The 13,652-nt window shown below is 68.1% G+C and carries 15 protein-coding genes and 1 pseudogene; 9 read left to right on the top strand and 7 right to left on the bottom strand.

Going from position 1 to position 13,652, the window contains the following annotated elements; genetic code table 11:
* The 9 genes and pseudogenes from aroE to QQK25_RS16490 all read left to right on the top strand — a co-directional run.
* Nucleotides 1-252 (top strand): annotated as a pseudogene (aroE, locus tag QQK25_RS16530) (shikimate dehydrogenase); the annotation flags it as partial.
* Nucleotides 253-263: 11 nt separating this feature from the next.
* Complete coding sequence (gene mtgA, locus QQK25_RS16525; protein ID WP_284188918.1) at nt 264-956, top strand: monofunctional biosynthetic peptidoglycan transglycosylase; 693 nt, start codon at nt 264-266, stop codon at nt 954-956.
* A 97-nt stretch (nt 957-1,053) separates the two neighbouring features.
* On the top strand, nt 1,054-2,079 hold the full coding sequence (dusB, locus tag QQK25_RS16520) for a tRNA dihydrouridine synthase DusB (RefSeq protein WP_284188917.1): 1,026 nt from the start codon (nt 1,054-1,056) through the stop codon (nt 2,077-2,079).
* Complete coding sequence (locus QQK25_RS16515; protein WP_153162624.1) at nt 2,076-2,315, top strand: helix-turn-helix domain-containing protein; 240 nt, start codon at nt 2,076-2,078, stop codon at nt 2,313-2,315. The genes dusB and QQK25_RS16515 overlap by 4 nt, the downstream gene beginning before the upstream one ends.
* 55 nt (nt 2,316-2,370) lie before the next feature.
* On the top strand, nt 2,371-3,939 hold the full coding sequence (gene purH / locus QQK25_RS16510; RefSeq protein ID WP_284188916.1) for a bifunctional phosphoribosylaminoimidazolecarboxamide formyltransferase/IMP cyclohydrolase: 1,569 nt from the start codon (nt 2,371-2,373) through the stop codon (nt 3,937-3,939).
* 13 nt (nt 3,940-3,952) lie between these two features.
* The gene (gene purD / locus QQK25_RS16505) at nt 3,953-5,242 is read left to right on the top strand and encodes a phosphoribosylamine--glycine ligase (protein WP_284188915.1); all 1,290 of its coding nucleotides are present in this window, start codon (nt 3,953-3,955) and stop codon (nt 5,240-5,242) included.
* 3 nt (nt 5,243-5,245) lie between these two features.
* Nucleotides 5,246-5,611 carry a 5-carboxymethyl-2-hydroxymuconate Delta-isomerase gene (locus QQK25_RS16500; RefSeq protein ID WP_284188914.1) on the top strand — a complete coding sequence of 122 codons (366 nt, stop codon included), beginning with the start codon at nt 5,246-5,248 and terminating at the stop codon, nt 5,609-5,611.
* Nucleotides 5,612-5,659: 48 nt separating this feature from the next.
* A complete protein-coding gene (gene hemF / locus QQK25_RS16495) occupies nt 5,660-6,568 on the top strand; it encodes an oxygen-dependent coproporphyrinogen oxidase (protein ID WP_284188913.1) in 909 nt (302 codons plus the stop codon).
* 8 nt (nt 6,569-6,576) lie between these two features.
* Nucleotides 6,577-6,777 carry a hypothetical protein gene (locus tag QQK25_RS16490; protein ID WP_284188912.1) on the top strand — a complete coding sequence of 67 codons (201 nt, stop codon included), beginning with the start codon at nt 6,577-6,579 and terminating at the stop codon, nt 6,775-6,777.
* Here QQK25_RS16490 and QQK25_RS16485 read toward each other — a convergent pair.
* The 7 genes from QQK25_RS16485 to QQK25_RS16455 all read right to left on the bottom strand — a co-directional run.
* Entirely contained in the window at nt 6,771-7,265 is a 495-nt protein-coding gene (locus QQK25_RS16485; RefSeq protein ID WP_284188911.1) for a lysozyme inhibitor LprI family protein, read from the bottom strand. The two genes, QQK25_RS16490 and QQK25_RS16485, sit on opposite strands and share 7 nt — an antisense overlap.
* Complete coding sequence (locus tag QQK25_RS16480; RefSeq protein ID WP_284188910.1) at nt 7,249-8,052, bottom strand: glycoside hydrolase family protein; 804 nt, start codon at nt 8,050-8,052, stop codon at nt 7,249-7,251. The genes QQK25_RS16485 and QQK25_RS16480 overlap by 17 nt, the downstream gene beginning before the upstream one ends.
* A gap of 132 nt (nt 8,053-8,184) precedes the next feature.
* A complete protein-coding gene (gene ahpF / locus QQK25_RS16475; protein WP_284188909.1) occupies nt 8,185-9,729 on the bottom strand; it encodes an alkyl hydroperoxide reductase subunit F in 1,545 nt (514 codons plus the stop codon).
* A gap of 103 nt (nt 9,730-9,832) precedes the next feature.
* A complete protein-coding gene (gene ahpC / locus QQK25_RS16470) occupies nt 9,833-10,396 on the bottom strand; it encodes an alkyl hydroperoxide reductase subunit C (protein ID WP_284188908.1) in 564 nt (187 codons plus the stop codon).
* A 229-nt stretch (nt 10,397-10,625) separates the two neighbouring features.
* Nucleotides 10,626-11,801 carry a heme biosynthesis HemY N-terminal domain-containing protein gene (locus tag QQK25_RS16465; RefSeq protein ID WP_284188907.1) on the bottom strand — a complete coding sequence of 392 codons (1,176 nt, stop codon included), beginning with the start codon at nt 11,799-11,801 and terminating at the stop codon, nt 10,626-10,628.
* Nucleotides 11,802-11,808: 7 nt separating this feature from the next.
* On the bottom strand, nt 11,809-12,900 hold the full coding sequence (locus QQK25_RS16460) for a uroporphyrinogen-III C-methyltransferase (protein ID WP_284188906.1): 1,092 nt from the start codon (nt 12,898-12,900) through the stop codon (nt 11,809-11,811).
* A gap of 10 nt (nt 12,901-12,910) precedes the next feature.
* On the bottom strand, nt 12,911-13,652 hold a 742-nt coding region (locus QQK25_RS16455), incomplete at its 5' end, for a uroporphyrinogen-III synthase (protein ID WP_284188905.1).

The following is a 13,652-nucleotide window of genomic DNA, read 5'->3' as shown; positions in this document are numbered from 1 at the left end:
ACCAGCGCCAGCCTGTCGGATGCCGCGCCGGATCTGCCCGCCGGGCTCTACGCCCCCGGCAGCCTCGCCTACGACATGATGTACGGCAAGGGCGAGACGCCCTTCCTCGCCGCCGCGCGCGCCCAGGGCGCCGCCCGCCTCGCCGACGGCCTGGGGATGCTCGTCGAGCAGGCCGCCGAGAGCTTCTTCCTGTGGCGCGGCGTGCGCCCCGAGACGGCGCCCGTGCTCGCCGAGCTGCGCGCCAGCCTCTGAGCCCGCCCGCCATGACCCGAGTCTGGCACTGGACACGGCGCGCCCTCGTGGCGCTGGTGCTGCTGTTCGTTGCCTATCAGGTCTGGCTGCTCGGCCACGTGCTGTGGTGGAAGTGGAACCCGCCCTCCGGCACCAGCTTCATGAGCCTGCGCCTGGACGAGCTCGCCGCCGACAAGCCCGACGCCGAACTCCACTACCGCTGGGTGCCCTACGAGCGCATCTCGATCCACCTCAAGCGCGCCGTCGTGGCCGCCGAGGACGACAAGTTCGTGGATCACGAAGGCTTCGACTGGGAAGGCATCCAGAAGGCCATCGAGAAAAACCAGAAGAAGGGCAAGCCCGTCGCCGGCGGCTCGACGATCAGCCAGCAGCTCGCCAAGAACCTCTTCCTCAGCCCCGCCCGCAGCTATTTCCGCAAGGTCGAGGAAGCCATCATCACCGTGATGATCGAGACCCTGTGGGACAAGCGGCGCATCCTCGAGGTCTATCTCAACGTGGTCGAATGGGGCAACGGCATCTTCGGCTGCGAGGCCGCCGCCCAGCGTTATTTCCGCATTCCCGCCGCCCAGCTGGCGCCCAACCAGGCCGCCCGGCTGGCCGTGATGCTCCCCAATCCGCGCAAGTACGAGAAGAATTTCAGCCCCCGCCTGGCCGCCCACGCGGCCCGCATCCAGGGCCGCATGCAGTACTCCGACGTGCCCTGAAACGCTCCACCGCCCCCTCCTTGCGGAACTTGAGCCCCTGCCCGGCGCCCCGCCCTTCGGGTAGAATGTCGCGTTTTCCCAAGCACCGCCTCCCCCGATGCAATTCGCCGGATTCACCTTGCGAAACAATCTGTTCGTTGCGCCCATGGCCGGCGTGACGGACCGTCCTTTCCGCCAGCTCTGCAAGAAGATGGGGGCCGGGCTCGCCGTCTCCGAGATGGTCACGTCCAACTCCCTGCTGTACGGCAGCGCCAAGACCCAGCGGCGCGCCAACCACGACGGCGAGGCCGATCCGATCTCCGTGCAGATCGCCGGCGCCGATCCGGCCATGATGGCCGAGGCCGCCCGTCACAACGTCGACCGCGGCGCCCAGATCATCGACATCAACATGGGCTGCCCGGCCAAGAAGGTCTGCAACGTGATGGCCGGCTCCGCGCTGATGCAGGACGAGCCCCTCGTCGCCCGCATCCTCGAAGCCGTCGTCGGCGCTGCCGGCAACACCCCGGTCACCCTCAAGTTCCGCACCGGCTGGAACAAGGCCAATAAAAACGCCGCGACCATCGCGCGCATCGCCGAAGAGTCCGGCATCCAGCTGATCGCCATCCACGGCCGCACCCGCGCCTGCCAGTACACCGGCGACGCCGAGTACGACACCATCGCCGACGTCAAGACCCGCGTGCGCATCCCGCTGATCGCCAACGGCGACATCACCACGCCGCAGAAGGCGAAGTTCGTGCTGGATTACACCGGTGCCGACGGCGTGATGATCGGCCGCGCGGCCCAGGGCCGCCCGTGGATCTTCCGCGAGATCGAACACTTCCTGAAGACCGGCGAGGAGCTTCCGCCTCCGCTCGTCTCCGAAATCCTCCAGGTGTGCAAGGACCACCTCGCCGACCTCTACGCCTTCTACGGCGAAGACACCGGCGTCAAGGTCGCCCGCAAGCACATCAGCTGGTACACCAAGGGTCTGGTCGGCTCGGCGCAGTTCCGCCGCGTCATGAACACCCTGCCCACCGTACAAGAACAGATTGCCGCCATTGACGAGTTCTTCGGCCGGCTCGCCGACAGAGACAGCCGCCTGGTTTACATCGAAGAAGAATTCCCTCAGGAGCTTGCAGCATGAGCAGCACCAGCAATGACATCGCGGAATCTGTCTGCCGCGCCCTCGACACCTACTTCCGCGATCTCGACGGCGAGAAGCCCAACGCCCTCTACGAGATGGTGATCAAGAACGTCGAACGCCCGATGCTCGAGTTCGTCCTCAAGCAGGCCGGTGGCAACCAGACCCTCTGCGCAGAGATGCTCGGCATCAACCGCAACACCCTGCGGCGCAAGCTGTCCGAGCACGAACTCCTGTAATCGCCTTTCCGTCATTTTCAAGCCGCATCCTCCGCGGCCATCCAGAGAACACCCCATGAAAGTCACCCAAGCCCTGCTCAGCGTCTCCGACAAGACTGGCGTCATCGAATTCGCCCGCGAACTGTCCGCTCTCGGCATCAAGCTGCTGTCCACCGGCGGCACCGCCAAGTCCCTGCGCGATGCCGGCCTGCCGGTCACCGACGTGTCCGACTACACCGGCTTCCCCGAGATGCTCGACGGCCGCGTGAAGACGCTGCACCCCAAGGTGCACGGCGGCATCCTCGCCCGTCGCGACCTGCCCGAGCACCTGGCCAAGCTCGAAGAGCACAGCATCCCGCGCATCGATCTGGTGGTGGTGAACCTCTACCCCTTCCAGGCCACCGTCGCCAAGCCCGACTGCAGCCTCGAAGACGCCATCGAGAACATCGACATCGGCGGCCCGACCATGGTCCGCGCCGCGGCCAAGAACCACGGCAATGAAGCTGGCGGCGTCGGCATCGTGACCGACCCGGCCGACTACGCCGGCATCGTCGCCGAGCTCAAGGCCAATGGCGGCGCGCTCAGCTACAAGACGCGCTTCGACCTCGCCCGCAAGGCCTTCACCCACACCGCCCGCTACGACTCGGCGATCTCCAACCACCTGACCGCGCTGGCCGAAGACGGCTCCAAGATGGCCTACCCGGAGCGCTTCCAGCTGGCCTTCGACAAGGTGCAGGATCTGCGCTACGGCGAGAACCCCCACCAGACCGCCGCCTTCTACCGCGAGTCCGAGCCCCAGGCCGGCGCCATCGCCGCCTACACCCAGCTGCAGGGCAAGGAGCTGTCGTACAACAACATCGCCGACTCCGACGCCGCCTGGGAATGCGTCAAGGCCTTCGACGGCGTGGCCTGCGTGATCGTCAAGCACGCCAATCCGTGTGGCGTGGCCGTTGCCGCCAGCCCGCTGGAAGCCTACAAGAAGGCCTTCTCCACCGATCCCACCTCCGCCTTCGGCGGCATCATCGCCTTCAACACCACGGTTGACCGCGCCGCCGCCGAAGCCGTCAGCGCCCAGTTCCTCGAAGTGCTGATCGCCCCCGCCTACACCGACGAAGCCCTCGAACTCCTCAAGGCCAAGCAGAACGTCCGCGTGCTGGTCAATCCGCTGGGCACCGTCCGCCAGCCCGACTACAAGCGCGTCGGCGGCGGCCTGCTGGTGCAGAGCGCCGACTTCGCCCCGATCACCGCGGCGGATCTGAAGGTCGTCACCAAGCGCGCGCCCACCGAGCAGGAGCTCGGCGACCTGCTGTTCGCCTGGCGCGTGGCCAAGTACGTCAAGTCCAACGCCATCGTCTACTGCAAGGACGGCATGACCATCGGCGTCGGCGCCGGCCAGATGAGCCGCGTGGATTCCGCCCGCATCGCCAAGATCAAGGCCGAGAACGCCGGCCTGGTGATCCCCGGTTGCGTGGTGGCGTCGGATGCCTTCTTCCCGTTCCGTGACGGCCTCGACGTGCTGGCCCAGGCCGGCGCCACCGCCGTCATCCAGCCGGGTGGCTCGGTGCGCGACGCCGAAGTGATCGCCGCCGCCGACGAGCAGGGCATCGCCATGGTCCTCACCGGCTTCCGCCACTTCCGTCACTGATCCGGACACCCCCATGAAGATCCTCGTCATCGGCTCCGGCGGACGCGAACACGCGCTGGCCTGGAAACTCTCCCGCTCGCCGCGCGTGCAGAAGGTGCTGGTCGCCCCGGGCAACCCCGGCACCGCCCGTGAGCCCGGCATCGAGAACGTCGCCGTCACCGCGATCCCCGAGCTCATCGAGCTCGTCCGCCGCGAGCAGATCGGCCTCACCGTCGTCGGCCCCGAGGCGCCCCTCGCCGCTGGCGTGGTGGATGCCTTCCGCGCCGCCGGGCTGCCGATCTTCGGGCCGACCAAACTGGCTGCCCAGCTCGAAAGCTCCAAGGACTTCGCCAAGCAACTCCTGATCCGTCACAAGATCCCGACGGCCAAGTACCAGACCTTCTCCGACTCCGCCGCCGCCCACGCCTACGTGGACGCCGAAGGTGCGCCGATCGTCATCAAGGCCGACGGCCTCGCCGCTGGCAAGGGCGTGGTCGTGGCGATGACCCTCGACGAAGCCCACGCTGCCATCGACGCCATGCTCACCCACAACACGCTGGGCGTGCAGTACGACGAGCGCGGCCCGCGGGTGGTGATCGAGGAATTCATGGATGGCGAGGAAGCCAGCTTCATCGTGATGGCCGATGGCCGCCACGCCCTGCCGCTGGCCACCTCCCAGGATCACAAGCGCCTGCGTGACGCCGACCAGGGCCCCAACACCGGCGGCATGGGCGCCTACTCGCCCGCCCCGGTGGTCACGCCCGAAGTCCACGCCCGCGCCATGCGCGAGATCATCATGCCGACCCTCGTCGGCATGGCCGCCGAAGGCCTGCCCTATACCGGCTTCCTTTACGCCGGCCTGATGATCGACGCCAAGGGCGCACCGCGCGTCGTCGAGTTCAACTGCCGCATGGGCGACCCGGAAACTCAACCGATCATGATGCGGCTCAAGACCGATCTGGTCGATCTCGTCGAAGCCGCCATCGCCGGCAAGCTCGACAAGATCGAGGCCGAATGGGACCGCCGCTTCGCCCTGGGCGTGGTGATGGCCGCCGCCGGCTACCCGGACAGCCCCCGCAAGGGCGACGCCATCCACGGCCTGCCCGCCAGCGCCCCGGAAGACGTGCACGTCTTCCACGCCGGCACCACCGAGAAGGACGGCCAAGTCGTCACCAACGGTGGCCGCGTGCTGTGCGTCACCGCCCTGGGCGACAACGTGCGTAGCGCCCAGAAACTCGCCTACGAGCAGCTCGATCAGATCCACTTCGACGGCATGCAGTGCCGCCGCGACATCGGCTACCGCGCCGTCGCCCGCAAGGGCTGAGCCATGCCCCACCTGCGCATCGAGTACAGCACCAACATCGCCGGCCGGTTCGATCCGGCCGCGGTGCTGGTCGCCGCCACCGACGCGCTGGTGGCCAGCGGCGTGTTCGCTCCCGCCGACGCCATCAAGGCCCGCTTGATGCCCGTCGAACACTTCCGGGTCGGCAGCGGCGGCGACCACGGCTTCATCCACGCCGGGCTGGCCCTGCTTTCCGGCCGTGACAGCGCCACCAAGCAGCGCCTCACCGCGGCGCTGGTGGACGCCATCGCGCCCCTCGTCGCACCCGGCCCCCAGGTGGTGCAGATCACCTCCGAAGCCCGCGACATGGATCGCGACACCTACTCGAAGCGCCTCATTCCCGGCGCCTGATTCATCCGCCGGCCGCTGGCCGGTTTTTTCCATCCCCGGAGCCCACCCATGCCTGACCGCGCCGCCGTCAAAGCCTATCTCCTCGACCTTCAGGCCCGCATCGTCGCCGCCCTCGAAGCCTTCGACGGCAAGCCCTTCGTCACCGACAGCTGGACCCGCCCCGCCGGCGGCGGCGGCCTCACCCGCCTGATCGAGGAAGGCAACTTCTTCGAGCGCGGCGGCTGCAACTTCTCCCACGTGATGGGCGAAGGCCTGCCCCCTTCCGCCACCGCAGCCCGGCCCGAACTCGCCGGCCGCAGCTACGAGGCGATGGGCGTCTCGCTGGTGCTCCACCCGCGCAACCCGTACTGCCCCACCGTGCACATGAACGTGCGCTTCTTCATCGCCTCGGCCCCGGGCAAGGCCGACGTGTGGTGGTTTGGCGGCGGGATGGACCTCACGCCCTACTACCCCTTCGAGGAAGACGTCCGCCACTTCCACGCCACCTGCAAGGCCGCCGTGCTGCCCTGGGGCGACGCTGAATACCAGCGCCTCAAGGACTGGTGCGACCGCTACTTCTTCCTCAAGCACCGCAACGAGCCCCGCGGCGTGGGCGGCCTGTTCTTCGACGACCACGGCGCCGACGGCAAGGTGGATTTCGACGCCGCCTTCGCCATGACCCGCAGCGTCGGCGACGCCTTCCTGCCAGCCTATCTGCCGGTGGTCGAACGCCGCCGCGACACGCCCTATGGCGAACGCGAACGCGACTTCCAGGCCTACCGGCGCGGCCGCTACGTGGAGTTCAACCTCGTCTTCGACCGCGGCACGCTGTTCGGCCTGCAGTCCGGCGGGCGCACCGAATCCATCCTCATGTCCATGCCGCCCATCGTGAAGTGGCGCTACGACTGGCACCCGGAAGCCGGCAGCCCCGAGGCGCGGCTGTACTCCGACTTCCTCGTGCCCCGCGACTGGGCCTGATCCCGCAGATGTTCGACGCCGCCCGCCAGAAGCTCAGGGCCCAGCTGATGGCGGGCCTTGAGCTCGGCGTCGGCGTGCTGTCGGCGCTCGGCGTGCCGATGGCGCTGATTTTCGGCAAGCTGCTGCTTGCCGGATTGCTGGGGATGATCGCGATCGGTGTCGGGCTGCGCTTCGTCCGGGCTCGCAAGCCGGCCGCCACGGATCAGTGAGCCGGCGCGGCGAGCCCGCCCGGCGGATAACTGCGCAGGTAGCCTAGCAGCGCCTCGACCCGCCCGCGGATCAGCGCCGCCCGATACGCCGCCCGCGACGTGACCGACGACGAGCCGAAATCCTGCGGCGTCCAGTTGTTGGCGATGAAGCGGAGTTCTGCATCCCGAAAGACCAGCCAGCTCTTCTGGCTGCGCACCAGATCCTGACGACGGCTGTCGCGCCCCTGGCGCACCAGCGCGGTGTAGGCGAGGTTCAGTTCACGGTCGAGAAACTGCTCGTACTGGGCATAGACCGCCAGCGCATCCCGGTCCGTCCCCGCGCCAGCGATGCGCGTTTCAAAGTCGCCCGCGCGGGTCGCAAACTCGGCCACCGGATCGGGCCGGTCCGGGTTGTCGATGGCCAGCGCTGCGCCGGCAGGCAAGCCCAGCGCAAGCACCAGCGCCCACCCGGCCAGCCGGGTTGAAAGACGCTCACCAGTTCTTCTCATATTTCCCCAGGGAATAGACGTTCCACTCACACTGCCGCCGCCGCTCGAGCCCCAGCATCACCTTGCCCTGGGACTTGTTCCAGGACTTCCAGGCCGCTTCCAGCGTCTTATACATGGTCTGGGCGGTGGGGTCATTGACCATCTTCGCCACCGACGAGCGGGCCAGGTTGGCCGCGCCGATGTTGAAGGTGAGGATCACCAGCGCGTCAAACTGATTCTGGCTGAGCTTCGCGGTGATCGTCGAATTCACTGCCGCCTCGAAGGGCTGCAGATCCTTGTCGAGCAGCGCGTTGGCCCCCGCCTCGGTGATGCCGCCCTTGTAGGTGTCCCATTCCGCCTTGGCGATCAGATGCCCGTAGCCGATCGTCGCGCCCTTCACCCACACGTGGGTCGCCTTGCCGGTCTGGTCGTCGTAGGTGAACAGGAACAGGCTCTCGAGCTTGCGCAGCAGCTCCCGCGCCTTTGCACTCATGCACATCGCGCCGGTCGGCTGGACGGCTGGCGGCTGGGTCGGCGTCGTCGGGGTGACGACCACCGCGGGCGGCTGGTTGAGGGCCTGCCAGGTCTTGCCACCCGGATCCACCCGGCCGTCGGGCTTCTTGAGCTTCATCACCCGGCGCTGGAACTCCTCGATCGCGCCGTAGGTTTCGTCCCCCTGCCCACCATCTTCGGCGATCCGCGGCAGGGACGGCGGTCGATGGCGGTTGAGCAGCTGCTGGACGAGCAGGACTTCGCGCTTGAGCGGCTTGTCGGCGCCGCGCCCGACCGCACGTGTGAGACTGGCCATGAACCTCTCCCCAACAGGAATGGATACGCCATCTCACTATAGTCAGCCCCACCGGTAGCAACCAGGGCGAGAATGCAAAAAGGCCTCCCGGGCGGCAACACCCGGGAGACCTTTGCCGGCAGCCGGCGGCGCTCAGTTGCGGATCAGGTGATCGAAGGCCGACAACGACGCCTTGGCGCCCTCGCCCATCGCGATGATGATCTGCTTATAGGGCACCGTCGTCACGTCACCGGCGGCAAACACGCCCGGCACCGAGGTGCGGCCGTGGTCGTCCACGATGATCTCGCCGCGGGACGACAGCTCGACCGTGCCCTTCAGCCACTGGGTGTTGGGCAGCAGACCAATCTGCACGAAGATCCCGGCAAGCGCCACCTGATGCATCTCGCCCGAGACGCGATCCTTGTAGGTGAGGCCGGTCACCTTCTGGCCGTCGCCATTCACCTCGGTGGTCTGGGCGTTCACGATGATCTTCACGTTGGGCAGGCTTTCGAGCTTCTTCACCAGCACCGCGTCGGCGCGCAGCTTGCTGTCGAACTCCAGCAGGGTCACGTGGGCCACCACGCCGGCGAGGTCGATGGCCGCCTCGACGCCCGAGTTGCCGCCGCCGATCACCGCCACCGGCTTGCCCTTGAAGAGCGGGCCGTCGCAGTGGGGGCAGTAGGTCACGCCCTTGGTGCGGTACTCGGTCTCGCCGGGCACGTTCATGTCGCGCCAGCGGGCGCCGGTGGAGAGGATCACCGTCTTCGACCTGAGGCTCGCGCCGCTCGCCAGCTTCACCTCGATCAGCTCGCCCGGCACCAGGGCCTCGGCGCGCTGCAGGTTCATGATGTCCACGGCGTACTGTTTGACGTGCTCCTCCAGCGCCGCTGCGAGGCGCGGGCCTTCGGTCTCCTTCACCGAGATGAAGTTCTCGATGGCCAGGGTGTCCAGCACCTGACCGCCGAAGCGTTCGGTGACCACGCCCGTGCGGATGCCCTTGCGCGCCGCGTAGATCGCGGCCGCAGCGCCCGCCGGCCCACCGCCCACCACCAGCACGTCGAAGGGCTCCCGGGCGGCGATCTTCGCGGCGGCGCGGGCTTCGGCGCCGGCGTCGACCTTGGCGAGGATCTGCTCCAGCTCCATCCGGCCCTGGCCGAACTCCTGGCCGTTGAGGAGGATGGTCGGCACCGCCATGATCTGCAGGCGGGTGACTTCATCCTGGAACAGCGCGCCATCCACCGTCTCGTGGCGAATCTTCGGATTGACCAGCGCCATCAGGTTGAGGGACTGGACCACCTCCGGGCAGTTCTGGCACGAGAGCGAAATGTAGGTGACGAAGTTGTACTCGCCGTCGAGGTCGCGGATCTGGGCCAGCACCTCGTCGCTCACCTTGGGCGGATGGCCGCCCACCTGGAGCAGGGCCAGCACCAGCGAGGTGAACTCGTGGCCGAGGGGGATAGCCGCGAAGCGGATGCCGATCGGCTCATCCGGGCGGGTGATGCGGAACGAGGGCTTGCGCTCGGCGCCGTCGTCGCGTTCGACGAGGCTCACCAGCGGCGACAGGCTGGCGATCTCCTGCAGCAGTTCGCGCATCTGGCGGGCGGTGTCGCTGTCATCGAGGGACGCGACGATCTCCACCGGGCGGCTCACCCTGGTCAGATAGGCTTGCAACTGGTTCTTGAGGTCGGCATCCAGCATGACGAATTCCTTTTCTTTTCAATGCGCAGAAGTAAAAACGCCCGGCGCGCCGTGAGACGCCCGGGCGTTCTGGAACAGCGTGAAGCGCTGTCCGGCGTGAGACTTAGATCTTGCCGACCAGGTCCAGGGACGGCTTCAGGGTCTCGGCGCCTTCCTGCCACTTGGCGGGGCAGACTTCACCCGGGTGGGAGGCGACGTACTGGGCAGCCTTGACCTTGCGCAGCAGCTCGGACGCGTCACGGCCGATGCCCAGGTCGTGGATTTCGGCGACCTTGATGACGCCTTCCGGGTTCACCACGAAGGTGCCGCGCAGCGCCAGGCCAGCTTCTTCGATCATCACGTCGAAGTTGCGGGAGATGGTGCCGGTGGGGTCGCCCAGCATCGGGTACTTGATCTTCTTGATGGTGTCGGAAGCGTCGGCCCAGGCCTTGTGCACGAAGTGGGTGTCGGTGGAGACGGAGTACACCTCAACGCCCAGCTTCTGGAATTCGGGGTAGACGTCGGCCATGTCGCCCAGCTCGGTCGGGCAGACGAAGGTGAAGTCGGCGGGGTAGAAGAAGAACACGGACCACTTGCCCTTGACGTCGGCTTCAGTCACGTCAACAAACTTGCCATTGTGGAAAGCGGTGGACTTGAACGGCTTGATTTCGGTGTTGATCAGGGACATTGATGTTTCCTTCACGGGTTGGGAGTTGGGTCTTCGGAAGTCACATGATAGGCCCGGATGCGCCATCGCTCAAATTGATTGATGAAATCATCCAGATTAAGAAAAGCTATCAAGCAAGACACCCCGCAGGGGCGTTCCGGAATGACAATATTATTCCGGCCGAAACAAAGTGGGAAGACGGGAAAGTGCGGGAAATACGCGGGGCGAAGCAGGCTTCGCCCCGGAAAGATCAGCGGCGGGAGAGTTCCGCCGCGGCGCGGTAATGCCGGTTGGCATCGTCGGTGCGGTTGATGCGCTCGGCCAGGTGGGCGAGCTCGACGTGGGCTTCCCAGCCCGGCTCGATGGCCAGCGAGGCCTCGAGATAGCTTTCGGCCTTGCCCCACAGCTGCGACTGCACGCACAGCCGGCCGAGGGTGAGCAGGAGCTGCGGATCCCGCGGGTTGCGGGTGAGCCAGTCTTCGGCCTTGGCGAGCCGGCTGCGCACCTCGCCGCCTTCGCAGCGGCCGTAGATCCCGGCGAGGGTGGTGTCCCAACCCAGCGCGAGCTGCGTCTCGATGGCCTTCTGGGCGCTGCTGCCGTCGCCGGCGGCGATCAGCGCGCGGGCCAGGGAGGCGACCAGCCGCGGATCGCGCTGTTCGTCGCGGGGCACATCCTGCCAGTAGGTGTTGATGGCGAGGGCGTCGCCGGCGCGCTGCTTGAGCCCTTCCTGGTGGGCGCGGCGCTTGACCGGTTCGGCCAGTTCGGGGGTGAGCGCCTTGACCTTGACCAGCTGACGCACCACCCGCACGGCCTCGACCCAGTCGCCCTTGGCCTGGGCGGTGCGCAGCGCCAGGCGCAGCGCGGCGATGTGACGCTGGCCACCCACCTGGAGTTCGGCGAGGCTCTCGGCCGCGTCGTCGAAGCGTCGGTCCTCGACAGCCAGCTTGGCTTCGGTCATCAGGCGGGCCAGACGCATCTCCTCGCCCTGCTCCGCCACCTTGCCAAGCCAGTAGCGGTAGCGGGTCTCGTCGCGAAGCGAATGGGCAGCGCGGGCCGCCAGCAGGGCCGCGAGACCGCGGGATTCGCCCGCTTCATAGGCCGCAGTGGCCTGCTTGAGGGCCTGGCCGAAGCGGCCTTCGATGCGCAGCCGCACCGCGTCGTAGATCGCCTGGGCGGCCCGTTCGCGGCCAACCCGCTGGCGATAGCGCTGCACCGCCCGCGGGAGGGCCATGGTGCGGGCGACGAGCCGGGTGAGGGCGTAGATCGCCGCAAACCCGCCCACCAGCAGCACGATCAGCAGGTTGAGGGAGATCTGGACCCGATACGGGGGCCACACCAGCAGGGCATAGCCTTCGTTGTAACGGCCGGCCACCGCGAGGGCAGCGGCCAGGGCGAAGAGGCCGAGCAGCCAGAGCAATCCGCGCATGGCCGCCTCAGTTCTTCTTCGCCGGGGCGGCGGGCTTGGCGGCAGCCGGTGCGGCCGCGTCGATGCGCCGGTCGGGCACGGCCTGAAGGCCGCGCAGGGCGGTGAGGCTGGCCTGCAGGTTGGGCAGATCGACGCCCACCGGGGTCTTCTGCAGCTCGACCAGATCGGCCTTGGCCGCGTCGACGCCGGCGTTGGAGAGGTCGAAGTAGCGGCCCATCCACTCGGCGCTGATCCGCATATCCTCGCGGAAGGTGTTGCCGTCGCGGGAGAGCAGTGCGAGGCGGGCGTTCATCAGGCGCAGCTTGAGGTTCTCGCGGAGGAACACGGCGTTGCTCGGGGCGAGGAGCGCCGGATCGGGGCGATCCATGCGCTCGACCCGCACCAGCTGGCTGAACTCGGCCCAGAAATCGAGCCACAGGCGCTTGGCCCAGGAGGGCGCGGCTTCGTCGGCCTTGACGGCTTCGGCCTTGGGCCGGGCTTCGAAGGCCAGGGGCAAGCTGTCGATGCGGCCGATGAGGGTTTCGAGCTTGAGGGCGACGCCGGCGGAATCCACCTGCGGCAGCGCCTTGAGGGTGTCGAGATCGCTGGCGATGGCCTTGCGCAGCGGCAGCCAGTGGGGCCGGTCGACAGTGCCGAGGCGGGCGTCGGCCGTCTGCAGCGCGAACAGCGCGGCCTGCACGTTGCCGGCCAGCTGGAGCTGCTGGGCGGCGATCAGCACGGCCTGTTCGACTTCGGACAGCAGGCGGTCGTCCCGGGAGCGGGAGAACTCGTGGTACATGGCCTCGAGGGCGACCTGCTGACCTTGGGATTCGGAGAAGCGGGATTCCAGCGCGCCGATCTTGGTCTGGATGTCCTGCAGGTTTTCCTGGGCCAGCTTGGCCAGCGCGCGGCTTTCGGTGGCGGCGGTGTCGCTCGTGGAAAGGCGGCGGGCCAGCTCTTCCTGCATGTCGGCAAGGCGGCTGCGGGTTTCGACCCACTGCCAGCCCAAAAGCGCCAGCGCGACGGCGGCAACAATGGCGGAGGGGCGGCGCCACAACGAGGGCGCGGGCGCCGGCCGGGCGGAACCGGCGGGCGGGAGGCTGGGGTTTTCGCTGCTCATGGGCGTGAGTTTAACCCGGATAGGCGTTGCGGTTGCGCGCCGAGAAGTGGTCGATGAGGCCGTCGATGAGGCCCTGGTCGCCCGCCCCGGTGGCGATGACGGTGGAGAATCCGGCGTCCCGGGCCGCCGCGGCGATGCGCGGGTGGGGCACAAAGACGGGCACCGGACGCAGTTCGGCCGCGCCCGGCAGGGCCGCCAGATGGGCGACGCCTTCACTGCTGGTGAGGGTCAGGGCGTCGAGCCGGCCGTCGCGGGCCCGGGCGACGAGGGGCGCCGGGTCGTCCGCAGGGCCGCTGCGGTGGTAGCAGGTGAGGTATTCGACGGTGGCGCCGCGCTGGACGAGGGTGTCGCCCAGGAGATCACGACCGCCGTCGCCGCGCAGGATCAGCACCCGCTTGCCGGCCACCGCACTGGCCTGGAAGGCTGGCAGGGCGAGCACGGACTCGCTGTCGAAGCCGCTTTGGGGGGCGATCACGTCGGCAAAACCGCGGGCTGCGAGCGCCGCCTCGCTGCCCTTGCCTACCGTGGCGACGCGGGTCGAGCCCGGCCACGGGGCGACGGGCAGCATCGCGTCGAGCGCGAGGTGCACCGCGTTGGGGCTGACGAAGAAGGCCAGCGAGAAATCCGCCAGACGCCGGGCCGCCGCGTGCAGCGGGGCCGGATCGGCCACCGGCGTGATGGTCAGGAGCGGAAAGCGCAGCGGCTCGGCGCCGAGGGCCGCCAGCGCCGCGCACAGGCTGTCGGCCTGCCCG

The sequence above is a fragment of the Zoogloea oryzae genome (assembly GCF_030161255.1).
Classification (GTDB): Bacteria; Pseudomonadota; Gammaproteobacteria; order Burkholderiales; family Rhodocyclaceae; genus Zoogloea; species Zoogloea oryzae.
The sequence above is the reverse complement of the archived record's forward strand: the minus strand, read 5'-3'. Positions and strand labels throughout refer to the sequence as shown.